The 23,663-nt window shown below is 62.4% G+C and carries 20 protein-coding genes; 13 read left to right on the forward strand and 7 right to left on the reverse strand.

The window, feature by feature from the left end; translation table 11 throughout:
- Positions 1-9: 9 nt before the first annotated feature.
- Positions 10-822, forward strand: coding sequence for a ferredoxin--NADP reductase (locus tag QEO92_RS08905; protein WP_227702768.1), 813 nt, complete (start codon positions 10-12; stop codon positions 820-822).
- Positions 823-957: 135 nt separating this feature from the next.
- Here the strand turns inward: QEO92_RS08905 and QEO92_RS08910 are convergent, their stop codons facing one another.
- Positions 958-1,428, reverse strand: coding sequence for a hypothetical protein (locus tag QEO92_RS08910; RefSeq protein ID WP_227702769.1), 471 nt, complete (start codon positions 1,426-1,428; stop codon positions 958-960).
- A 740-nt stretch (positions 1,429-2,168) separates the two neighbouring features.
- Complete coding sequence (locus tag QEO92_RS08915) at positions 2,169-2,372, reverse strand: hypothetical protein (protein WP_227702770.1); 204 nt, start codon at positions 2,370-2,372, stop codon at positions 2,169-2,171.
- Positions 2,373-2,863: 491 nt separating this feature from the next.
- On the opposite strand from QEO92_RS08915, the gene QEO92_RS08920 reads away from it, so the two are divergent.
- Complete coding sequence (locus QEO92_RS08920; RefSeq protein WP_227702771.1) at positions 2,864-3,214, forward strand: hypothetical protein; 351 nt, start codon at positions 2,864-2,866, stop codon at positions 3,212-3,214.
- A gap of 1,000 nt (positions 3,215-4,214) precedes the next feature.
- Here the strand turns inward: QEO92_RS08920 and QEO92_RS08925 are convergent.
- Positions 4,215-4,724: a DUF4231 domain-containing protein gene (locus QEO92_RS08925; RefSeq protein ID WP_227702772.1), complete on the reverse strand. Its 510-nt coding sequence runs from the start codon at positions 4,722-4,724 to the stop codon at positions 4,215-4,217.
- A 192-nt stretch (positions 4,725-4,916) separates the two neighbouring features.
- On the opposite strand from QEO92_RS08925, the gene QEO92_RS08930 reads away from it, so the two are divergent.
- A complete protein-coding gene (locus QEO92_RS08930) occupies positions 4,917-5,228 on the forward strand; it encodes a putative quinol monooxygenase (RefSeq protein ID WP_227702773.1) in 312 nt (103 codons plus the stop codon).
- Positions 5,229-5,547: 319 nt separating this feature from the next.
- On the opposite strand, the gene uvrB is transcribed toward QEO92_RS08930, so the two are convergent.
- Together uvrB and QEO92_RS08940 are read right to left on the reverse strand one after the other, a co-directional pair.
- Complete coding sequence (uvrB, locus tag QEO92_RS08935; protein WP_227702774.1) at positions 5,548-8,751, reverse strand: excinuclease ABC subunit UvrB; 3,204 nt, start codon at positions 8,749-8,751, stop codon at positions 5,548-5,550.
- 104 nt (positions 8,752-8,855) lie between these two features.
- Positions 8,856-10,850, reverse strand: coding sequence for a putative bifunctional diguanylate cyclase/phosphodiesterase (locus QEO92_RS08940; RefSeq protein ID WP_227702775.1), 1,995 nt, complete (start codon positions 10,848-10,850; stop codon positions 8,856-8,858).
- 270 nt (positions 10,851-11,120) lie between these two features.
- Between QEO92_RS08940 and QEO92_RS08945 the strand changes: the two genes are divergently transcribed.
- The 3 genes from QEO92_RS08945 to QEO92_RS08955 all read left to right on the forward strand — a co-directional run bounded on the left by QEO92_RS08945 (position 11,121) and on the right by QEO92_RS08955 (position 14,677).
- Positions 11,121-11,822 carry an IMP cyclohydrolase gene (locus QEO92_RS08945; RefSeq protein WP_227702776.1) on the forward strand — a complete coding sequence of 234 codons (702 nt, stop codon included), beginning with the start codon at positions 11,121-11,123 and terminating at the stop codon, positions 11,820-11,822.
- Between the two features lie 204 nt (positions 11,823-12,026).
- Positions 12,027-13,496, forward strand: a complete 1,470-nt coding sequence (locus QEO92_RS08950; protein ID WP_227702777.1) for a DUF1800 domain-containing protein — start codon at positions 12,027-12,029, stop codon at positions 13,494-13,496.
- Positions 13,497-13,498: 2 nt separating this feature from the next.
- Complete coding sequence (locus QEO92_RS08955; protein WP_227702778.1) at positions 13,499-14,677, forward strand: DUF1501 domain-containing protein; 1,179 nt, start codon at positions 13,499-13,501, stop codon at positions 14,675-14,677.
- 15 nt (positions 14,678-14,692) lie between these two features.
- On the opposite strand, the gene QEO92_RS08960 is transcribed toward QEO92_RS08955, so the two are convergent.
- The gene (locus tag QEO92_RS08960; RefSeq protein ID WP_037155158.1) at positions 14,693-15,280 is read right to left on the reverse strand and encodes a hypothetical protein; all 588 of its coding nucleotides are present in this window, start codon (positions 15,278-15,280) and stop codon (positions 14,693-14,695) included.
- Positions 15,281-15,285: 5 nt separating this feature from the next.
- On the reverse strand, positions 15,286-15,675 hold the full coding sequence (locus tag QEO92_RS08965) for an acyl-CoA thioesterase (protein ID WP_037155161.1): 390 nt from the start codon (positions 15,673-15,675) through the stop codon (positions 15,286-15,288).
- A gap of 245 nt (positions 15,676-15,920) precedes the next feature.
- Here QEO92_RS08965 and QEO92_RS08970 point away from each other — a divergent pair, with 245 nt between their 5' ends.
- The 7 genes from QEO92_RS08970 (at position 15,921) to QEO92_RS09000 (ending at position 23,640) form a co-directional block, all read left to right on the forward strand.
- Positions 15,921-17,753, forward strand: coding sequence for a methyl-accepting chemotaxis protein (locus tag QEO92_RS08970; RefSeq protein WP_227702779.1), 1,833 nt, complete (start codon positions 15,921-15,923; stop codon positions 17,751-17,753).
- Between the two features lie 288 nt (positions 17,754-18,041).
- Entirely contained in the window at positions 18,042-19,472 is a 1,431-nt protein-coding gene (locus tag QEO92_RS08975; protein WP_227702780.1) for an extensin-like domain-containing protein, read from the forward strand.
- 9 nt (positions 19,473-19,481) lie between these two features.
- Positions 19,482-19,805 carry an MmcQ/YjbR family DNA-binding protein gene (locus tag QEO92_RS08980; RefSeq protein ID WP_037155168.1) on the forward strand — a complete coding sequence of 108 codons (324 nt, stop codon included), beginning with the start codon at positions 19,482-19,484 and terminating at the stop codon, positions 19,803-19,805.
- 627 nt (positions 19,806-20,432) lie between these two features.
- The gene (locus QEO92_RS08985; RefSeq protein WP_425272377.1) at positions 20,433-21,200 is read left to right on the forward strand and encodes a sulfite exporter TauE/SafE family protein; all 768 of its coding nucleotides are present in this window, start codon (positions 20,433-20,435) and stop codon (positions 21,198-21,200) included.
- A 140-nt stretch (positions 21,201-21,340) separates the two neighbouring features.
- A complete protein-coding gene (locus QEO92_RS08990) occupies positions 21,341-21,802 on the forward strand; it encodes a DUF5680 domain-containing protein (RefSeq protein ID WP_227702782.1) in 462 nt (153 codons plus the stop codon).
- A gap of 153 nt (positions 21,803-21,955) precedes the next feature.
- Positions 21,956-22,882, forward strand: coding sequence for an ABC transporter ATP-binding protein (locus tag QEO92_RS08995; protein WP_227702783.1), 927 nt, complete (start codon positions 21,956-21,958; stop codon positions 22,880-22,882).
- Positions 22,879-23,640, forward strand: coding sequence for an ABC transporter permease (locus QEO92_RS09000; RefSeq protein ID WP_227702784.1), 762 nt, complete (start codon positions 22,879-22,881; stop codon positions 23,638-23,640). Before QEO92_RS08995 ends, QEO92_RS09000 begins: the two co-directional genes overlap by 4 nt.
- The last annotated feature ends 23 nt before the right edge of the window (positions 23,641-23,663 follow it).

Genomic DNA, 23,663 nt, shown 5'->3' on the forward strand with positions numbered 1-23,663 from the left:
CGGACAGGCATGAACGCTCCAGCGAAGACAGAAGAATTTGCGGTCAAGATCCCCGACGGCGTCTATGCCGAGACGGTGCTTGACGTCGAGCATTACACCGACCGCCTGTTCCGCTTCCGCATGACGCGGCCGGCCGGTTTCCGCTTCCGCTCCGGCGAGTTCGCGATGATCGGCCTGATGGTCGGCGACAAGCCGATCTACCGCGCCTATTCGGTGGCGAGTCCCGCCTGGGACGAGGAGCTGGAATTCTTCTCGATCAAGGTGCCGGACGGTCCGCTCACCTCGCATCTCCAGAAGATAAAGCCGGGCGATATCGTGCTGATGCGCAAGAAGCCGACCGGCACGCTGGTGCTCGATGCGCTCACCCCCGGCAAGCGGCTCTACATGTTCTCGACCGGCACGGGCATCGCGCCCTTTGCGAGCCTCATCCGCGACCCGGAGACCTACGAAAAATTCGACGAGGTGATCCTCACCCATACCTGCCGCGAGGTGGCCGAGCTGAAATACGGCTTCGACCTCGTGGAGGAGATCAGGAACCACGAGTTCCTGGCGGAGATCGTCGGGGACAAGCTGAAGCATTACCCGACCGTCACCCGCGAAGAGTTCCCGACCAGGGGCCGCATCACCGACCTGATCGAAAGCGGCAAGCTCTTCACCGATCTCGGCGTCCCGCCGCTCGACCCGCAGACCGACCGCGGCATGATCTGCGGTTCGTCCGACATGCTGAAGGACACCAAGGCGCTGCTTGAAAAGGCGGGGCTGACCGAGGGCGCCAACAGCAAGCCCGCCGAATTCGTCATCGAAAGGGCGTTTGTGGGGTGAGGTCCGGTCGGCGCAGCCGACGAAACGATCCAGTGAATCGATTGCAGCGAGGAACGCCGCGAGCCCAAAGCGAGCGGCCGGGACGCCGGTGCGGCATACTCGGCCTCATGCGCCATCTCCACAGCCTCGGCTTCCCTATTGCCCGCCCTCCACGAATGTCTCTTCCTCCTCCGCGACCCTGCCGAATCTCAGAAAGGCGCCGGCAATGCTCCGAGGAGGCGGGGCGAGTGGCGGGAGGCGAAGACGGCGCAGCCAGCCGCGCAGGGCCGGACGGTTGGCGGGCTCCTCGGCAAGCGCGGCGACGGCCGCGGAGAGGTTGAGCCTCAGCATAAAAGTCTGCGCCTCGTTTTCCGCTTCGGGCAAGGGGTCGCGTCGGGAAAACCGCGCGGCACAGCCGCCGGCGATCCTTCTCTGGTCAGCGAACAGATTGCGATGGAAGTCCTGCAGGGCGCCGACGCATTCGGGCTCGCCATCCGCGGAGACGGCGGCGGCGCAGCACCCGGTGCGGCGGCAGGCACGGCGCGGGCAGAGCAGCGGCATGCCGAGGACTTCGGCGAGACGGCGGCTGATGCGGGTGTCAAGGGACGGGAGGCTGGGATCTGTCATGGGGGCTCCGTTGATGAATGGGTGGGATGGGCTGGACGGAGTCCTCCCTTGGCGATGGCCGTTTCTTTCGTCATCCTCGGGCTTGACTCGAGGATCGGACGGGGCGCTGAAAGCTGCCTCTTAAGTTTTAGTTTTAGGTGACACCTCTCAGCGCCCCGTTCGGCGGTTTTTATCCGCGACTCCGGTCCCTCTGCGATGACGGGATTTGTGGGAACGGTGGCGCGCCCCTCCTTAAAGGAAGGCATCATGCACGCCCTTAGACTTGCGGTGCCGCGGCCATGACCACCGATCCTGATTGCTCAGGAGCACCGTCTTCCACCTGTGCCGCGCGGCCCGGGTTTAGAAAACCCTCGGACGCCGCATGGCGCTGTCCCGTCACCCTCCAATGCCTCACAGGCACGCCCGGCGCATAATGCAAGGAAGCGAAACGAGACGTCGGCCCGACAGCGTCTCATCCGCCCCACGTCGCCGGAGGGAGACCATTTTCCGCGGACCCCGAATGCAAGGACTTACGTCGTTTCCTCACACCCGGCGCCGGTCCCGCCTCGCCGCAACGCCTTGCGGTGTATCCGATGCGGGACGGCAAGATTGTAGGCACAGGTAAAGAGGACGGGGATGGGTGCGGACGGAATTTCGCGCAAGCCGTTGATCCCATTGGAACGGGCACACGGGATCGTCCCCGCGCGCGGGGCGCGGGCGGCGTCCGGAAAGCCGGTCTTCTGCGTAAGACGTGGCGCGGTTCAGCGGGCCGGCTTGCCGCTCAGCCGCTGCTGGACGGCATCGACGCCGCCCCGGACATAAAGCGCGACGGGCTTGCCGCCGCTGCCGGCGATGGCGAAAGCGATGATCGAAACGCCGTCCTCGAAGGGCGTCACATAGAGCACCTGCGCCGGATTGACGTAGACATCCTGGTTATGGGTGTTCTTGAAGCCGATCATCGCCATGGGTTCTCCCTTCTGTTCGCGCGGGGGAGATATAGCCACGGGCCGGTTGAGGGAGGTTTAACGCGGGGCAATTTGAGGGGGGCGGGGAGGTTGGCGGAGGGAGGCCATTTTCCGCGGACCCCGAATGCAGGGACTTACGTCGTTTCCTTGCACCCCGCGCCGGCCCGTACTTTGGAGTGTATCCGATGCGGGACGGGAGGAGTGTAGGCATGGGTTGAGCAAGGTGAATTTGGATGGGGTAAGTTGTTGATATTTGGGGGGTGAGTATGCGTTTTGGGCACGCGCGGCAAGGCTCTCCTCCGTCATCCCGGCCCTGAGCCGGGATCGAGCCGCCGTGCGTCTGCACGGTGATCGGCGTGTTCTCCAAATTCGTAGCAAGCTGAATGACTACACAGGTCAAACGTGGCTTTTAATCGACCTACTTTAGCTATTGTAGATAGCGGAAACCATATTGATTTCTCGGGAGAGTCGTAAGAAGAATTAGACCGCATATGATCAATACAAATTACAGCTATGAGGGAAGTATGTCAGTTCGAGAGTCAGATCTTTTAATTCCGACACTTAGAATCCTTGCGGCCTCTCCCAACGGCTTTGCCGCAACAAGTACGTTGATTGCTCGCCTCGAGGATTACTTCTCGCCCTCCGGGATCGACGCAGCGACTTTACAAGGGCGCTCCGACAGCCATTTCAGTCAAAAGGTCCGCAATCTGGTGTCCCACCGCACCAATAGCACGGGATTAGAAGCTCGCGGCTGGGCGGTCTATGATCAACAGCGTCAAGGTTGGACAATCACGCAAAATGGGCGGGAGCTTCTAAATCAGGTGGAGGGACTCGACGTGTAGTCTTGCTGACGTTCCAAGGATCGTCTGCAGGGAGGCACCCATGTAAGTTTGGAACTTGTGCTGCCTTTCTGCCAAACGAACCAAGCGTAACCGGTAGCAGTTGAGGCCTTGGGATCCACTCTGCCTTTCACCATTGGGACACGTTCGCAAAACTGCGCGAAAATCGTAGGTGGATGGGAAAGAAAAATATTCTCGTATCTACCGACGCTTTCCAAAAAGACTGTCCGTGCCAATATAGCGACGCCCTCTCGCGCAACACTCATCGCGCGTGCCACGAATTCTTCCGCCAATCTGAATGGTGGGTTAGTTATTACCCAGTCATGTGAGAGCGCTTCATACGGATAGGTTAGGAAATTCCGTACGGGTGCGAAGCCATAGGGATAGGCGTCCGCGGAGTCTACGGTTCCGAAATACTCGGCGAGCGGTCTGGACATGTATCCGCGACCTGCTGCCGGCTCAAGGCACGTCATGCCAGCCACATTCGCAGGCCCGATGACATGCTCGATCAGAGCCCTTGTCGCCCATGGAGGCGTTGGAAAATCGTCGGGACTGTCTCGCCCCTCAAACCTCTGTGACATGACGGCGTGTGATGTGTTCTGCATTAGAGGCTCCTGTGCCCAACAATGAGCCTACTGTATGAGGCTTGGGCGAGGCTGTTCCTCCAAATGAGTCCGGAATAAGGAGAAGCTGCAGTTAAAAAGTTAAAGACGGTCTTTAACTGCAGTCGTGGCGGTGGCGCGACAGCCAGAGTTAGCCAATCACTTTTTCGAGTTGCTCTCTCGTCGTGCCCTTGCAAGCCGGGCAAGCGGGCGGACTATCTGGAAGCGGCGCGGGAGCATCTGGAAAGAGCCGGATCGATCCGGATTGTCTCTGTATCGAGCTCGTGCCCATGCCGGACGATCCGGACAGGATATTGCTGGCCGAAGCCTTCACCAGCGAGGAGGCGCATCGGGTGAGGGAGCACTGCACCTCGACAAGGTCTCGACGGAGACAACTCGTTTCAAGTCGCTGGCGTGTCGGCTTCGGTTTGTTTTTCCGCCTTTCCGAGATGCGTGAAAAAGTCCTGGGTCTCCTTGGCGATCGTGTCGTGATAGAGATTCTGGTAGGTGATGAAATTCTTTTTCCATTCCTCGCTGCCGGGCGGCAGACCGAGCCTCCTGATCTTGTAGTCGGCCCGTGCGCGCCGCAAAGCCAGCAGAGCGGTGTAACTGGCCGCCCATCGTTTGTCGTAGGCGTAGATTTTCCTTAGCCCCTCGGTGACCGCGAGCGCTGTCGCGGTCACGATCGAACCGACCTTCAGCACAAGCCCCACATCACCGTCCCACACCGCGACCTGCGCGACGAGCACAGGCGTCAGAATGCCGAGAATCATGACCGCGACCGACAATTGCCTGTCACGCGTCGCGCAGTCTTCAATCTCCTTGAGATAGTATTTTATCGTGGCCGATACTTTTGCAGCATGATCATCGGCGATCTGTTCCCACTTTGCTGTGTCCTGCTGCCCTGTCATTGACTTACCCCCGTAATATCAACTTGCGGGAGTATTTCATCGAAGATTTCAATTGTCGAGAGGCGGGCCGCAGGCATGCAGCCTGGAATTGCGGGTGGGGCGGATTACCCTGCCCGTCTTGCCGTCTATTCAACCCTTGCCTCGCCCTGCATCTGCTCCACTTCCCTCCAATTCTAACCTCCGGAGCACGTCATGAAAGTCATCGTCGGGTTCTTCACCACCAAGCCGGGAAAGCGGGCGGACTATCTGGAGGCGGCGCGGGAGCATCTGGAGAAGAGCCGGCTCGATCCGGACTGTCTTTATATCGAGCTCGTGCCCATGCCGGACGATCCGGACAGGATATTGCTGGCCGAAGCCTTCACCAGCGAGGAGGCGCATCGCCGTCACGAGGATACCGACCATATGCGCGCGCTCTGGGCTGTCGGTCCGACCCTGCTCTCGCATGTGGTGATCGACAACGTGATTTCCGAGCACGTGCAGCATACCGATGAAAGGTTCGGGTGAGGGGCGGGTATGACCGAGGGTTTACCCCCTCTCCAACAAAATCTACGACTTAGCTGCGCTAAGATCGTGATTGCCTTCGCGCAGGGGTGCGCTCAGGCCTTTGTGCGCTGAAATCGACTTCATCGATTTCTGGCCTACGGCCACCGCTTCAAAGCCTCTCTCGCAAGGGGAGAGGTAGGGCGCCGCATATGCCTCACCGCCCCGGCCCTTCGCTATGGATCAGGGCGTTCGTCGTTCGAAACGATTCGCCGGATCGTTTCGCCGGCTGCGCCGACCACGCCTCACCCCACAAGGGGAGAGATAAGGAGTCGCGGATGCCTCACCGTCCCGGCCGGCCGGTCTTGCCCTTGGTGCGGCTCTTGCGCTTCTGCTCGCCGGCGTTTTCATAGGAGCCGGCGCCGATCTTGCCGCGGACCAACGGGCGAGGGTCGTCCGACCCCCTCACCAAGTTCGCCTCGCCAATCGGCTTCGCCTCTTGGGGCGAACTATCCTCTCCCGCCAGGGGAGAGGTAGAGCGCTGCGCGCTCGCCGGTTTCGGCGGCAGCTTGCCTTCTTCTGATCCCTGTCGTGCCTCCGGCACTTCACGCCTCTTGTCGACCGGCTTTTCCGTGCGGCCGACCGTCATTTCGTCGAGCGTGTTTTTCCGGAACAGTGATGCTTTCGCGGGTTCGGCGATGTCGCGGCCCATTTCATCCAACTGCGGCTTGCGGAAGAGCGGCGTCGGCATGTCGGTGCCGGGGCCCATGTCGTCGAGCGAGGGTTTGGCGAAGAGGGAGCCGCGAGTCGATCTCCCCCCTTGAGGGGGAGATGCCCCGGCAGGGGCAGAGGGGGGTGTTGCCGCGGTGTCGGAGGGTGGATTGCCCCCCTCTGTCCTGCCGGACATCTCCCCCTCAAGGGGGGAGATCGAAGGAGGCGCGGCTTTCCCGCCTCTTGAACGTCGTTCCTGGCTGCGTGCCTCTTCTTTGGCCATCGGATCGTCCATGACCGAAAGCTCGGCTGCCTTGAGGCGTTTGATCTCGTCGCGGAGGCGGGCGGCTTTTTCGAAGTCGAGGTCGGCGGCGGCGTCGCGCATGGATTTTTCCAGCGCGTTGAGATGCGCCTGCAGGTTGTTGCCGACCAGGTGGCCGCCATCCGCAAAGCCCTTGCCCGAGACGCCGGAAATGTCGGCGCGGACGTGGTCGCGCTCGTAGACCGAATCGAGGATGTCGGAGATCTTCGCCTTCACCGATTCCGGCGTGATGCCGTGCTCGATATTGTAGGCCGTCTGCTTTTCGCGGCGGCGGGCGGTCTCGTCCATGGCGCGCTGCATCGAGCCGGTGACATTGTCGGCATAGAGGATGACCTTGCCGTCGACGTTTCGCGCGGCGCGGCCGATCGTCTGGATGAGCGAGGTTTCGGAACGCAGGAACCCTTCCTTGTCGGCGTCGAGGATGGCGACGAAGCCGCATTCGGGAATGTCGAGGCCCTCGCGCAAGAGGTTGATGCCGACCAGGCAGTCGAAGGCGCCGAGACGCAGGTCGCGGATGATCTCGATGCGCTCCAGCGTGTCGATGTCCGAGTGCATGTAGCGGACGCGGATGCCCTGCTCGTGCAGGTATTCGGTGAGGTCTTCCGCCATGCGCTTGGTGAGCACGGTGCAGAGCGTGCGGTAACCCTTGGCTGATGTCTCGCGGATCTCGCCGAGCACGTCGTCCACCTGGGAACGGGCGGGGCGCACCTCGACGGGCGGGTCGATGAGGCCGGTCGGGCGGATCACCTGTTCGGCGAAGACGCCGCCCGCCTGTTCCATCTCCCAGCCGCCGGGGGTCGCCGAGACGGCGACGGTCTGCGGCCGCATGGCGTCCCATTCCTCGAAGCGCAGCGGCCGGTTGTCCATGCACGACGGCAGGCGGAAACCGTATTCGGCCAGCGTCGCCTTGCGGCGGAAGTCGCCGCGATACATGCCGCCGATCTGCGGGATGGTGACATGGCTCTCGTCGATGAAGATCAGCGCGTTGTCCGGGATGTATTCGAACAGCGTCGGCGGCGGCTCGCCGGGGCGGCGGCCGGTGAGGTAGCGCGAATAGTTCTCGATGCCGGCGCAGGAGCCGGTCGCCTCCATCATTTCGACATCGTAGCGGGTGCGCTGTTCGAGGCGCTGGGCCTCCAAGAGGCGGCCGGCCTTTTCGAGCTCTGCGAGGCGCTGCTTGAGCTCCTCCTTGATCGCCTTGATGGCGGCGTTGAGGGTGGGGCGCGGGGTGACGTAGTGCGAATTGGCGTAGATTTTGACGCTTTTCAGGTCGCCGGTCTTCTGGCCGGTCAGCGGATCGAATTCGGTGATCGCGTCGATCTCGTCGCCGAACATGGAGATGCGCCAGGCGGCATCCTCCAGGTGGGCGGGGAAGATCTCGATCGTGTCGCCCCGGACGCGAAACGAGCCGCGCACGAAATTGATATCCTGCCGCTTGTATTGCTGGGCGACGAGGTCGGCGAGCAGCTGGCGCTGGTCGAGCCGGTCGCCGACCGTCATCTGGAAGGTCATCGCCGTATAGGTCTCGACCGAGCCGATACCGTAGATGCAGGAGACCGAGGCGACGATGATGCAGTCGTCGCGCTCCAGGATGGCGCGGGTGGCGGCGTGGCGCATCCGGTCGATCTGCTCGTTGATCGACGATTCCTTCTCGATATAGGTATCGGAGCGCGGCACGTAGGCTTCCGGCTGGTAATAGTCGTAATAGGAGACGAAATATTCGACCGCATTGTTCGGGAAGAAGTTCCTGAACTCGGAATAGAGCTGCGCGGCGAGCGTCTTGTTGGGCGCGAGGATCACGGCCGGGCGCTGCGTCGCCTCGATCACCTTGGCCATGGTGAAGGTCTTGCCCGAGCCGGTGACGCCGAGCAGGACCTGCGAACGGTCGCCGTCGTTGATGCCCGAGACGAGGTCGGCAATCGCGGTCGGCTGGTCGCCGGAGGGGGCGTATTCGGTGACCATCTCGATGGCGATGCCGCCCTCGGATTTCTGCGGGCGTTCGGGCCGGTGCGGCGTCCAGATCTGCCCGTGCTTGAACAGCGGATTGCCGCTCTCGATCAGTTTCGCCAGTGCATCGACCGTGGCGGTGACGGCGCCGGGGGCCAGCGCCTGCGCGTCTTCCAGCGAGACGTCGAGGCCGGCGACCGGGTTGAGCCCGGCGCGGGCGCGCGTCTTCGGGTCCGACGAGGCGCCGATCGACACGCCGCGGGCGGTCTTCGAGGCGGTGGTGTTCTTGGCGGTCTTGGGCGCGGATTTGCCCGCGTCCTTCGCGGCCTGCCTGATGGCCTCTTCGCGCGCCGCGATCTCGATCTTCTTGCGGTGCTTGCCCGCCTTGGAGGCGATCTCGCGCTGCGTTTCGACCGACGAGGCCTCCGCCTCCGCTTCGAGCTGCTTCACCCAGTCGGCGACGGAGCCCGACAGGGGCGCGCCTTCGAAGGACGATTGCGGAGCTTCCTCGAAACCCCAGTTGTCGTCAGGCTTCGAGGTCGGGGATTTTTTCGGTGATCTGGCCATGCGCCGAATATGGAGAGGAATCGCGCCGAAGGGAAGGGGGCGGGGTCACAAAACGAGTACAAAAGGGAAACGGATTTCCGGAGGCGGGGGAGCCGGCGAAACGCTCAGGCGACGGCCCGCTTCAGGGCCGCGCGGCGGCTTTCGATCCAGCCGGGAATGCGCTCGGCGGGCATCGGTCGGCCGAAGAAATAGCCCTGGGCGATCTCGATGCCGAGCGGCTTGAGGGCTTCAGCCTCCTCCTCGCTTTCGACGCCTTCCATCACCACCTGCATGGAGAGCGCCCGGCCGAGGCCGGCCATGGCTCCGACGATCTCCTGGTTCTGCCGGCTTGCCCGGATGCCGGTGATGAAGCGGCGGTCGAGCTTCAGCCGGTCGACCTTGAGCTGTACGAGATAGGCGAGCGAGGAATGGCCGGCGCCGAAATCGTCGACCGCCAGCTTGTAGCCGGAGCGCTCGATATGCTTGAGCTGCTCGCCGGAAACCAGCGTATCGAGGATCGCCTCCTCGGTGATCTCGATCTCGAACAGGGCGGGATCGATATGATGCGCCGCAGTGATCCGGTCGAGCAGGCTGGGAACGCAGTAGAGGTCGAATTCGCGGGGCGAGACGTTGATCGCGACGGTCGCGCGCGGCAGGCCCAGCGACGGTAGCCGGGCAAGCAGCCGGCAGGCGGCCTCGGCGACCGTGGCCGTCAGCCGGTCCGGGAGATTGGCGGCCTGCGCGGCAGCGACGATTTCGGGGGGCGAGACCGGTCCGAGATAAGGGTGGTGCCAGCGCACCAGCGCCTCGAAGCCAACGATCTCCCGGGATGTTAGGTCGATCTGCGGCTGGAACCACGCCTCGATGTCGCCGGCGGCCAGCGCATCGCCGAGCGCCTGCTCCACCTGGTGCCGGCGATCGGCCTGGGAGCGGAAGGCGGGTTCGAATTCGCGCCACTGGCGGCGGCCACCGTCCTTGGCGCGGTAGAGCGCCATGTCTGCGGAACTGAACAGGTCCTCGGCGGTATCGGCATGGTCCGGAAAGATGGCGATGCCGATCGATGTCCCGACGATTGTCGGATGCCCTTCGAGCATGACCGGCTGGCGGCTGTGTTCGAGAATGCGTTCGGCCTGCGCGCGGGCAAGGCCGTGCGCATCCCGACCGCCGAAGATGACGGCGAACTCGTCGCCGCCGAGCCGGGCGATGACGCCCTTGCCGTTGATCGCCGAACGCAGCCGGTCGCTGACCTCGACGAGCACCGCATCGCCCGCCCCGTGCCCGAGCGTATCGTTGATGGACTTGAAGCGATCGAGATCGAGGATGAGGAGCGCAAGCTGCTCCTCCCTGACGACCGCCGCGGAAATGCCGGCGGAGAGCGCCGTGTTGAAGGCGGCGCGGTTGGCAAGGCCGGTCAGCGGGTCGCAGTTGGCGAGCACTTCCAGCCGCTGATTGGCACGCAGGATATCGGAATTGGCCGACGACAGCGAGTCGGCGAGCGCCGTCGCCTTCAGCTTGGCGAGCACATTGCTGATGAAGATGGCCTCGCTCGTGCGGCTGCTGCGGATCAGGACCATGGTCAGCGCCAGGACGTTGAGGGCGAGCAGCCAGCCGCTGACCTGACCGCTGACGGCAAGTGAAAACATGACGGCTGCGAGCGGGGGCAGCGCGAAGGCAAGCGAGAGAGGACTGTGCCCGACGCCCATCAGGACCGCGCCGGTCGCCGTGCCGCACATGATGAGATAGAGCCCGCTATCTCCGCCGAGCGGTTCGAAATTCGGCACAGAGAGGGGAAGGGCAGCCCAGGCGGTGCCACTGAGCAGGGCGCCGACGGCCATGACATTGAGCGCCTGTTGCGGTTCCTGCTCCACGGTTTCCCACTGCTTCAGGATCGCGGCCATGACGGTGCGCAGGACGAGGCTGACGATGACGGCGGCGAACCACATGCTTGCGGAGAACGTCAGGCCGCGGTTGAGCGTCGTCACGAAAAGCGCGGAAGCAGAGATGCCGGCATTGGTGAAGAGCGTCGACGGCAGGCGTTCGAGCATGATCGAAGCCTGGGCCCGCTTGACATCGACTTCAAGCGCGGGGTCCGTCTTGCCGGTTTTCAGATCCGCTTCCATAAAGGCCGTTGGGTCACGAGGTCATCAGACGCCGAACGATGCTTCAGTCTCTTATAAAATTCCTTTAAGGGCCTGCAAATACTTGCAGCATTGTTATGCGCGGCGGCCGTGCTGCCACGGCATCGCCTAACGGATCCACGGTAATCATGCGATTGAAGACCTGGTCAGGACGCATTTACCAAGCCGGAACGAAAGTTTCGCAACGACCGTTTGCGTCGCCGGGAGCATTTAGACAGCACGAAAAGTCGGTGTGTATTCAGGATCAGCGATATGGGCAGCCTGGTGATCGATTGCTACGTTGGCAACCATATTAGGCTGGAGAAGATCGAGATGTATGTTGGTCGGATTGTTGGAGTTGGTCGCAGTCGACAAGGGAATTTAGTCGCTGCCTACAGGGTTTCGAGCAGATCATTTCCTAACAGGAGCGCGGAAAAGCTGGGCAACACCGTGCAAATCGTTGCCAAGCCAGGAAGTGCGGACGCAGCATCGGACAGCCCGTATATCGTCTATGAATGTCTGATCTGGGGTCCTCGTTTTGCCGTTGTCAGCAACGGCACTCACACCAGACCAATTTACGAGCGGCTGAATGCAGGTAACCATCCGCGAGATGCCATTGTAAGCGTGCTGGTTGGCCTGGACCGTGAATTCGACCAGCATGATACGCCTCGAATCTGCGGCTTGGTTGACCTTGCGGAAAACAAGCTTTGGCTCGGCAGCATAACCGCCACCAGCTTATCGATTTTGCCGATAGAGGTCCCGCATGGCCAACTCGCGTATATCACGACCTATGAATTTCCCCTTCCGCGGATTGAACAGGTCGATGCTGACTTTGACGCCGTCGACCCGAAAGCAGTCTGCCGGCACATAACCGATGCATCGGTCTTCTCTCAGTTCGAGAAGCCGGTTTGCGCGGCATCCTGGGTTGCGTCACCATCCGGGGTTGAAGTTGCAACCCTCAATGCTATCCGTTGAGTCTATGCAATGACCGCTTCGGCCCCGGAAGCCGTTATCTAGCGTCGGCTCAATTTACGGGGCCCGCCCCCCAGATTCCGAGAGGGGAGAGCCGTCCGTTGCCGGTTATTACAAATTGTCCATGTCGCAAAATGGCCGCATTTCTCGACCGTTTCCACCACAATTGTCGCAGACGCTAGCGACGGTCCAACGAGGAATGATCGAATGGTTCTTTCACCCCCGACTTTGGCCGCAATCCGCTTTGGCTACGGCCTTCGCCCGGGCGAAGACGTGTCGGGCGACGCTGATGCGTTGCTCGCGCAAATCGACAAAGGGGTGTCGGAAAAGCCTCGCTTTCCGCGCGAAGGACTGACGGGACGGGTCGAAACCGCGACGCGCATCCAGGCCGTGCTCGCTGCCGAAGCGAAGGCGCGGCAGGCCGGCAAGCCGAACGAGGACATCCGCAAGGAAGTGCAGCGCGAGGCGCAGCGCATCTACCGTCAGGATGCCATGGCACGCATCGCGCAGGCATTGCATTCTCCGATGGGTTTTTATGAAAGGCTGGCGAGCTTCTGGGTCGATCATTTTTCGACCAGCGTGCTGAAAACGTTGCCCATGCGGGCGATCGTTCCGCTTTACGAAGCGCAGGCGATACGGCCGAATCTCGGCGGGTCTTTTTCGAAGCTGCTTCAGGCTGCAATCCTGCATCCGGCCATGCTGATCTATCTCGACCAGAACCAGAGTGTCGGGCCGGATTCGATTGCTGCGCGCAGAAGCGGTCGCGGACTGAACGAGAACCTCGGCCGCGAACTCCTGGAACTCCATACACTCGGTGCCGGCAGCGGCTATACGCAGGACGACGTGCGCGCCGCAGCCCTCGTCCTGACCGGTCTTGCGGTTGATAACCGGGCCCTCGAGGTGGTCTATCGGCCGCGTCTGGCGGAGGCCGGGCCGATCAGCCTTCTGGGCCGAACATATCAGGATGACGAGGGCGACGGTCAGGATCACATCCTGATGCTGGAGGATCTCGCAGCCAATCCCAAGACCGCCCAGCATGTCTCGCGCAAGCTCGTCCGCCATTTCATCGCGGACGATCCACCGGACGAGGTCGTCCAGACGATGGTGGACGCCTGGACGAAAAGCCAGGGCAATCTTTCGGACGTCTATCGCGCCATGCTGCAACATCCGCGCGCCTGGTCGGATCCCGGCCAGAAGATCAAGAAGCCCTTCGAATTCGTGGTTTCCGGTTTTCGCGCGCTCGACCTCCCGGAGAAAAGCTTCGCAACCCTCGTCAGCGACATGGATAATGAGGACGAAAGCCCCATCGGCAAGGCCATGGAAATGGCCGGCGGCGCGGCGGCCCGGGAGAATGCAAGACGCAGGGCAGGGCGGGCCAATGCTATCACGCTCGGCGCTCTGCAGCGCATGGGAGAGCCGATCTGGCAGCCGCCGAGCCCGGCCGGTTTCGCCGACGAGGCGCTGGTCTGGCTGGCTCCGGGCCAGCTCAGCGAACGGATTGCCTGGTCGCGCCTGATCGCCCGGATCTTCGGGCAGAAGATGGGACCCTCGGAATTTCTGGAGGCGGCGCTCGGCGATGCCGCCCGCCCGGAGACACGGCAGATCATTTCGCAGGCGCCCAACAAGGTGCACGGCATCACCATGGTGCTCGCATCCCCCGAATTCAACAGGAGATAACGATGACCTTTCCGGAAAGCATCCTGTTATCGCGCCGCGGTTTTCTGGCCGGGGCCTGCTGCGCAGCCGCCGCACCGGTTTTGACCCCCGTAACTTTTGCCGCCATGCCGGGGGACAATCGATTCGTGACGATCATCCTGCGCGGCGCCATGGACGGGCTCGATCTCGTGCAGCCTTACGCCGACCCGGCCTATCAGGCACTCCGGCCCAAGCTGGCGTTGACGCCGGACACCGGTCTTCTCGATCTCGACGGCTTCTTCGGCCTCAATCCCGCCGCCTCCGCGCTGATGCCGCTCTGGCAGGCGGGGGAACTGTCCTTCGTGCATGCCGTCTCGACTCCCTATCGCAACCAGCGCAGCCATTTCGACGGGCAGGACATGCTGGAGACCGGCGGCAACGACAAGAGCGAGCGTACCGGCTGGCTGAACCGGGCGCTAGCGGTCATTCCGCGTTCGGCCTCCCGCAAGGCGATCGATATCAACACGTCGATGGAACTGATCCTGACGGGCCCGAACGAGGCGGATTCCTGGTCGAGCCAGAGCAATTTCGCGCTCGCCGAAGACGAGATCGCCTTTCTGGACCGGCTCTATGCCGGCGACGAAACCTTCGCGAAGGCGATGCAGGAGGCGAAGATGACGGACATGGCGGCAGATTCCCTCTATGGCGACGCCAGGCGCGGCGCGGGCATCGCCGACATGGCGCGGCTTGCCGGCGGCATGCTGCGCGAGGAATACCGGATCGCCAGCTTCTCGATCAACGGCTGGGATACGCATGTAGGCCAGCGGACGCAGTTCAAGAAGGCCGTCGGCGATCTTTCGACCGCGTTCACCACGCTGAAGGAGGCGCTGGGCGACGAGGCCTGGAAGAAGACCGTCGTGCTGGCAATGACGGAGTTCGGCCGCACGGCGCGTGAGAACGGCACCAACGGCACCGACCACGGAACCGGCGGGCTTGCGATTGTCGCCGGCGGCACCATCTCCGGCGGCAAGGTGCTGGGACAATGGCCGGGGCTGGCCGACGACAAGCTGCTCGAGCAGCGCGACCTGATGCCGACCGGCGATGTGCGCGAGGTCGCCGCCGCCATGCTCTACAGGCAGTTCGGCATCAAGCCGGGCAACCTGACCGCCAAGGTCTTTCCGGGACTTACCTTCAACGAATCGTCGGTTTATCTCAAAGGATGATCCGGACTGAAGCGTCTAGGTCATGAAGTCGTAGATGCGGAAGATCCAGTAGAACTGATAGGCGAGCGCGAAGATCACCAGCGCCACATGGTAGCGCCGGTTCGTGGTCACCGCGGCGATGAGACTGAGCACGATATAAAGCACGGTGCGCACCGGATATTCGATGCCGAGCGACAGGAAATAGTCCCGCCCCTTCAGCGCCGTATCGACGATATCGGTGACCAGCAGTCCGGCGAGAAAGCCGAAGAACCACGTCTTCCGCGATAGGAAATAGTGCTCGTAGCCATCGTAATCCTGCATCGAGGTCGGGAAGAGGAGGGCGCAGAGGAAGAAGAACTGCGCACAAAAGACGATCAGGAACAGGAAGGCGACAAAACTGATGACCGGCACGGCGTGCAGCCGGTGTTCCCACCACCAGAAATGCACGAGGAAGAGGAACATGAACGCCACCCAGCCGAGATGGACGGCGTAAATGCGGACCGACTGCGGATGCTGGACTATGCCGGCAAGGCCATTGAGCAGCCGCGCTAGGCCGAGGCTGACCACCATGCCCATCACGATGCGGATATGGGTAAAAGCTTCGGCACTGGTCACGGCTTCCACGGGTCTTACTCCTCTGCTGGAACCGGCGTCGGCTTGCCGTCCTCGTCCAGCGCCACCATGATGAAGGTCGCGGCCGTGACCTTTTCCAGCATCCGGTGGCGGGCCCGGTGCGCCCAGGCTTCGACCGAGAGCGTGATCGAGGTGCGCCCGACGCGGGTGATCTCCGTATAGACATTGAGCGTATCGCCGATCTTCACCGGCAGTTGGAAGGCCATTTCCTTGACCGCTGCGGTGACCACCCGGCCGCGGGCGCGCTCGGCAGCGCGGATACCGCTCGCAAGGTCCATCTGCGCCATGACCCAGCCGCCAAAGATGTCGCCGGCGGCATTGGCATCCGCAGGCATCGCGAGTGTGCGCAGCGTCAGTTCGCCGGTCGGCCTGGTCTCGTCGGTCATCGCATGGGTTCCTTTGTATCCGGGGATCGATTCTCCTCCCAACGGGAAATTAGAGCCAAAGACCGAAAAAGCCCATGCCGTTCTCGTCATGCTTTCATGCTGGAATTTCATGCCTCGGCTGCCGAAACAGTCGTTCGATCAAGGAATTAGACGGTTCTAATTCGCGCTGCGCGCGATGGGTGGCCGTTTCACTACCTGGTAACTATCCACGGTTAGAGTTTGACGAATTTCAAACGGAGGGGGTCATGAAACGTCTTACCATTTCCTGGCGGCTTTATTGTCTTGTGCTTTTGTCGCTCATCATTCTCGGCGGCGCAATGACCTTCAGCCTGTTCCAGAGCTACCGGTCGTCCGAGGTGGAGCGCAAGGCGGGCCTCGCGCAGATGAATGACGCCGCACTGACGGTGCTGAAGAAATACCAGGCGCTCGAAGCCTCGGGCGCCATCACCCGCGATGAGGCGCAGACCGAGGCAAAGGCGACCATTTCCGTCATGCGCTACGGCGACGGGACCGGCTATTTCTGGATCAACGACATGACCCCGCGGATGGTCATGCACCCGATCAAGCCGGAGATGAACGGCAAGGACCTCTCCAATGACAAGGATCCCAACGGCAAGTTCCTGTTCGTGGAATTCGCCGATGTCGTGAAGGCCAAGGGCAAGGGTTTCGTCGACTACTACTGGCCGAAGCCGGGTTTCGAGGAGCCGGTCGAGAAATATTCGCATGTGGCCGGCTTTGCACCCTGGGGCTGGATCATCGGCACCGGCGTCTATGTGGACGACCTGCATGCCATGTTCCGGCGTAACCTGATCAACTTCGCCTCGATCTTCGGCATCGGCGCGCTGGTGCTGGTCGGCGGGGCGGCCTTCGTGGTGAGAACCGTCACGGGGCCGATCGGCAAGGTCAATCAGGTGCTGCAGTCGATCGCCGCGGGCGAGACCGGCGGCGCCGTCCCCTGCACCGACGAGAAGAACGAGATCGGCGATATCGCCCGCGCGGTGGCCGTGCTGAGGGATTCGGTCGAGGAACGCGCCGCCTTGCAGGCCCGCGAGGCCGATCAGGCGCGTGCGCTTGCCGACGAGCGCTCCGGCAACGAACGGACGATGGCCGCCGCTGCCGAACGCCAGACCCGGGCGATGGGCGAGCTCGGGCTGGCGCTGGAGGCGCTGGCGGGCGGCGACCTTTCCGTCTCGCTCGGCGATATCGGCGAGGATTATGCCAAGCTGCGCGACGATTTCAACGCGGCCGTCGGTTCGCTGCATCGGGCGGTCGAGGCGATCGCCGAAACGGGTCTCGTGGTCCGCGACAGCGCCGCCGACATCTCCGGCGCGACGAACAACCTCTCCAAGCGCACCGAACAGCAGGCGGCCTCTCTCGAAGAGACGGCTGCCGCGCTCGACGAGATCACCGCCACGGTCCGCACCGCATCGGAGCGGGCGCACGAGGCGCGCGCCATGGTGAACGAAACCAAGGACAGCGCCAGCCGCTCGGGCGAGATCGTCCGCAATGCGATCGACGCCATGGGCCGCATCGAGGAATCGTCCAACCGTATCGGTCAGATCATCTCGGTGATCGACGAGATCGCCTTCCAGACCAACCTGCTGGCGCTGAATGCCGGCGTCGAGGCGGCGCGGGCCGGAGAGGCAGGCCGCGGCTTTGCGGTCGTGGCGCAGGAGGTGCGCGAGCTGGCGCAACGCTCCGCCAATGCGGCGAAGGAGATCAAGACGCTGATCGGCAATTCCGCCCGTGAGGTCGAAGGCGGCGTCACGCTGGTGCGTTCCACCGGCGACGCGCTGGTGGAGATCGCCACGCTGGTCGAGCGGGTCAATGCGCATGTGGAAACGATCGCCACCGCCGCCCGCGAGCAGGCGACGGGCCTTCAGGAAATCAACCAGTCCGTCAACCAGATGGACCAGATGACCCAGCAGAATGCGGCGATGGTGGAGGAAACCACGGCGGCAAGCCAGACGCTCGCCGAACAGAGCCTGCACCTGCAGGCCCTGCTTTCGGCGTTCCAGCTCGCCGGCAGCGGCAGGCAGGCGGGGTACCGTACCGCATCGCGTTCCCGCGCCGCGTAACGATCGACGCCCATCAGGAAAAAGCCGCCGGATTTCACAAGTCCGGCGGCTTTTCTATCGGACGCTCCCGTCCTCATTCGCACGGATCAGTCATCCTCGCCGGCTGCCGGGCGTGCTCCATTGAGCGGCATTGTCGTATCGGCGGTGTCAACGGCTCCCAAGCTGCAAAACCTGGGATCAGAGCCTCATAACGCCCCGAAATGGCCTTGTTTCCTCAAGCTTTCGTTTACCGGCTTTGCCTAAACTTTCCGTGTGTGCCATTTCGGCACCGGAAGAGTGGCAACTGGTATGGCGTATGCTTCCCTTTCTCGGCGGGCGGTAACCTCGCTGATGATTTCGACAATGCTGGTTGCCTGTTCCGCGGTGGACCTCGTTCCGCCCGCGCCGATCGACAGCGGCACGCGCGTCGGCGCGATCGAACCGATGCGCTCACTGCCGCGCGAGCCCCTTTCTCAACAGGCCTATCCGGTCGGCCCCGCGCCCGTTTCGCAGGCGAGCGCCGTCGATTACATGAATACCGCGAATCCTGCAGGGACCGACACAGCCGGTCATGCCGGGCAGTATCTGAGGGCGCCGGGATCGGTACAGTCCGCGCCGCTCGGCGGGACTGCCCCGGCCGCCGCGCGCCAGGGCCGCCTGCCGATGATCGACAGCGACGAGGCGATGCAGCAGATGTCGCCGGGGCAGCCTGCGGCAGGCGCCGGGCCGACGGTCATCCCCGAAGAGGGTGTCAACATGGATGCCGAATTCGGCTTCGGCCCTGACGAGAGCGACGTCACGGGACTTGCCGAGGAAGAGGACAGCGATATCGCCGAAGGTGTCGGCGACCAGCCGGTGGTCGACGGCATCGGCACCGACAATCCCGTCGCGTTGCAGCCCCGCCGTCAGCCGATTTCCCAGCCGATCTCCGACGATCGTGTGATCGTTCCGCCGAAGCGCCAGGGCGCCGGCCTGCAGGGGGACCTGACGAACGGAAGCATGGCCGGCCAGGGCATGACCTGGAGTGACGGATCGCGCGTCATCCCGCCAGGCCGCGCGCCCGCTGCCGGCGCACAGCAGGTGGCGATGATCCGTCCGGACAATCCGGCGAACAATAGGGGTCCGATGAGCGACGACGGCCCGATGAGCGAGCGTCAACAGCCCTCACTCAGGGGCGCCATGCCCCGGTCGGAAGCAAGCTGCCGCGCCGAACTGCGCCGCCTCGGCGTCGAGTTCGAGGACCGGCCGCGCATTTCCCAAGGTCGGAGCTGCGGCATCGATTATCCGGTCAAGTTTTCCGGCCTGTCGGGCAATATCGACGTCAAGCCGGCCGTTACGCTCAACTGCCAGACGACGCTCGCCTTCGCCAAATGGGTCAAGAACGAGCTCGCCGTTTCGGCGCGCACCCGCTATCTCACCGGGGTCCGCAGGATCGTGCCGATGGGCGGCTATTCCTGCCGCCGCATGAACAACAGCCGCCAGCGCTACAATCCGATGTCGGAACACGCGCGCGGCAATGCGATCGATATCGGCCGGATCGTGCTGAAGAACGGCCACGAAATCGATGTGCGCAAGAAGGGGCTTTTCTCCTTCCGCGAGGGCGGGCTCCTGAAATCGGTGCGCAACGATAGCTGCAAGTATTTCAGCACGGTTCTCGGCCCCGGCAGCAATGCGGAACACTGGAACCATTTCCACTTCGACCTTCGCTCGCGCAAGAGCGGCAGGCGTTACTGCGATTGAGGTCTGACGATGGCGACAGGTGAGATGCTGCGCAGCCTGGCCCTTTCCCTCGAGGGAACAGTTGAAGCGCCGCATTTCGACCGTGCGGCCTTCAAGGTCAGGCGCACCTACGTGACACTCGCCGCCGACGGTCTGACGGCGAACTTCAAGTTCACGCCCGACGAGCAGCAGTTCAAGTGCATGATGCTTCCGGAAGCCTTCTCGCCTGTCCAAAACGCCTGGGGCCGGCAGGGTTGGACGACGGGCATCCTGTCGAAGCTCGACCGGGCCGATCTTCGTGATGCGCTGGAAATGGCCTGGAAACATGCGCAGCCTGGAACGCGACGGCAATAGCGGCTGGTCGCCGAATGCCCGCCGCTCCCCGCATCAACGCGAGGCGGCCGGGCAGGGGACCCGGCCGCTGAAGCTGCATCGTCGTTGGGATAGGCGGGGCGAGGGGCGACACATGCCTCACCAGAAAGGAAAACAAAAAGCGCGTCATGCGGCAATGGCAAAAAAGGCGCATACCTTTACTCCAAAGAGCATGGCTCTCCGCTACAGGTAGGCTTTGACGAAGGTTCATCATCCCAGTGACGGAACGGGTTGGCCGTTTTCATGCATATGATGCCCGATTTGAAAAAAGAAAGCCGGCGCTGTGGCCGGCGAGGGCGGGGGCGGGGCTCGCGGGGAGAAGCCAGGGCCTCCGAAACGAGAAACTCATACTCAAAAGCAGTCCATGCGAGGCAAGCGGAAATAAGAGAAGCTGAAACGCTTTGGTGATGACGGTCGCGCGAAGGTTACGTGCGGCGTAGAGGCGGGACCGTTGCTTGCCTGGCGGGAACAATGCTGTAAGAACGTCACGGAAAAATGACAGCGGTAGTGGATGAATTCTCCTTCTTCAGACCCGGTGTCGGAGTGGAGAGCAGATTGCATTTCGCCGCTGAGATTCTTCCCTTCATCCTGGCGCTTGTCGCCGGCGGCATGGTTGCCGGATTGCTGGCCGGCATGTTCGGCATCGGCGGCGGCGCCATCCTGGTGCCGATCTTCTTCCATGTCTTCGGGCTGCTCGGCATTGCCGAGGACGTGCGCATGCAGCTCGCGCTCGGCACGTCGCTGGCGATCATCGTGCCGACGTCGATCCGTTCCTTCATGGCGCACAGGCAGAGGGGATCGGTCGATACCGCGCTGCTCAGGGGCTGGATCGTCGCCGTGCCGCTCGGCACGCTGATCGCCACCGTGATCGCCGCCAAGGCCTCCAGCGTCGAGCTGCGTCTGATCTTCGCGGTAATCGCGCTGGCGCTCGCCTTCCGGATGATCTTCAACCGCGCGAGTTGGAAACTCGGCGACGACCTGCCCGGCAATCCGCTGAAATTCATGGTGGGAACGGGCATCGGCGTGCTCTCGGGCCTGATGGGTATCGGCGGCGGTGTGCTGAACAATACCTTCATGACGCTCTATGGCCGTTCGATTCACCAGGCGGTCGCGACATCCTCCGGCGTCGGCGTGCTGATCTCGCTGCCGGGTCTTGCGGGCTATGTCTGGGGTGGCTGGGGCGTTCCCGGCCTGCCGCCGTTTTCCACCGGTTACATCAACTGGCTGGCGGTTCTGCTGCTGATCCCGATCACGCTCTACATGGCACCGATCGGCGCCCGGCTCGCGCATGCCATGTCGAAGCGCCAGCTCGAAGCCGGTTTCGGCATCTTTCTCATCGTCATCTCGCTGCAGTTTTTCCTGACGGTTATCCTGTAAGGCAGACGCCGCCGATTGCCTGGCCAACCCGGACGTCTCTCCAAAGTCTCCCAGGATGACCCGCATTTTGTTTCACAAACGCCCTTGACGATGACGATATAATTTGTTCCCTTTATGTTCTTGTGGCGAGGGGGCAAGATATGGATATTCAGCTTCTGACCGGGGTGATCGTAAAGGCAAAAGCCGCGACATATGTCGGGGGTGGCGATAAGGCGAGATCAAGCCGGATGGGCTCTCATGATCTGACTTGGGCGGATGGGGATTGGCGATATCTCGACAGCTATTTCGGAGGCACAGATTTTATCGGCCAGGAAGTCATCTGGTTCCGGCAGGAGCCGGTATGGGCCATGAACTACCATGGATATATCCGCCATCCGCAATTGATCGACGGACATCGTGCTGGTGCGACGATCAAGGCGGCACTTTCGTCGATGTATCGGCAGGGCCGCTTTCTCGGCGGTTTCGAGTGGTCAGGAGAGCATGGGAAATATACCGACGAAAACGTCGGTGACGCCGCCCATTTCCGGGGTCACGAGGCCATATGGGTGGAAAGCCGGGAAGCCTATGCGCTCGACTATCATGGGGGATTGCTGAGGGCATGAGGCCCCGCGAGAATCTCCCGGGGCCGCCCAGGACAGCTCCATTGGTCGCAAAAAGCGAACGCAATATTCTTCCAGCGGGGATAGTTTCACAGGCCTCGATACCTATATTCGCGGCAAATTCCGAAAATCGATTCCGCAAAGACCCGTTTCCACATGGCACCTATCGTTTCCATTGACAGACTCACCAAGACCTACGGCAACGGGTTCGAGGCCCTGAAAGGCATCGACCTCGACATCGAGGAGGGGGAAATCCTGGCTCTGCTCGGGCCGAACGGCGCCGGCAAGACGACCCTGATCTCGATCATCTGCGGGCTGGTCAATCCCGGTTCCGGCAAGGTGATGGTAGCCGGCCATGACGTGGTGAAGGATTTCCGCGCGACCCGGGCGCTGATCGGGCTCGTGCCGCAGGAACTGACGACCGACATGTTCGAGACGGTCTGGAACACCGTGAGCTTTTCCCGCGGCGTGCACGGCAAGAAACCGGATCCCGCCCTGATCGAGAGTATTTTGAAGGACCTGTCGCTCTGGGAAAAGAAGGACAACACGCTGCGCGAGCTTTCGGGTGGCATGAAGCGTCGCGTGCTGATCGCCAAGGCACTGGCGCATGAGCCGAAAATCCTCTTTCTCGACGAGCCGACGGCCGGCGTCGACGTCAATCTGCGTCGCGAGATGTGGCAGGTGGTGGAGAGGCTGCGCGAAAACGGCGTCACCATCATCCTCACGACCCACTATATCGAGGAAGCGGAGGAGATTGCTGACCGGGTGGGCGTCATAAACGGCGGCAGGCTGTTGCTGGTCGAGGAGAAGAGGGCGCTGATGCAGAAGCTCGGCCGCAAGCAGCTCAGGCTCGAGCTATCCGAGCCGCTGACAGCGCTGCCGGACAGCCTGGCGCTCTACAACCTGACGCTTGCGGATGACGGCACCGCGCTTGTTCACGAATACCAAGGCGATGAAGGGCAGGGCAGTATCGCCTCGCTTCTGGCGACGCTCGCCGCCGAGGACATCCATTTCCGCGATCTTTCCACGCGGCAGAGCTCGCTTGAGGACATTTTCGTCGCATTGGTGGGAGAGAAGGCATGAATTTCGAGGCGATCAAGTCGATCTACACGTTCGAAATGGCCCGCATGCAGCGCACGCTCTTGCAGAGCGTCATCTCGCCGGTCATCACCACCTCGCTCTATTTCATCGTCTTCGGCACCGCTATCGGCTCACGCATCCAGACGATCGAGGGCGTTTCCTACGGCTCCTTCATCACGCCGGGGCTGATCATGCTGACGCTTCTGACGCAATGCATCGGCAACGGTTCGATCGGCATCTATTTCCCGAAATTCACCGGCACGATCTACGAGATCCTGTCGGCGCCGGTGGCGATGACGGAAATACTGATCGGCTATGTGGGGGCGGCAGCGACCAAGGGGCTGATCATCGGCCTGATCATATTGGCCACCGCCTCGTTCTTCGTCGACATCTCGATCGCCCATCCGTTCATGATGATCGTCTTCCTGGTGCTGACGGCGGTGACCTTCAGCCTGTTCGGTTTCATCATCGGCATCTGGGCGAAGAATTTCGAACAGCTCAACATCGTGCCGATGCTGGTCGTCCCGCCGCTGACCTTTTTGGGTGGAAGCTTCTATTCGATCGACATGTTGCCGCCATTCTGGCAGGCGGTCAGCCATTTCAATCCGGTCCTCTATCTCGTCTCGGGCTTCCGCTGGAGTTTCTACGAGATCGCCGACGTCAACCCGCTGATCAGCCTCGGCATGATCGGGCTGTTCCTGGCGATCTGCCTGTCCGTCCTCGGCTGGATCTTCAAGACGGGATACCGGCTGCGGAGCTGACCGCAGCCGGTACGATTGTCGGG

Origin of the sequence: Neorhizobium petrolearium (assembly GCF_029854435.1) — a bacterium.
GTDB lineage: Bacteria > Pseudomonadota > Alphaproteobacteria > Rhizobiales > Rhizobiaceae > Neorhizobium > Neorhizobium petrolearium.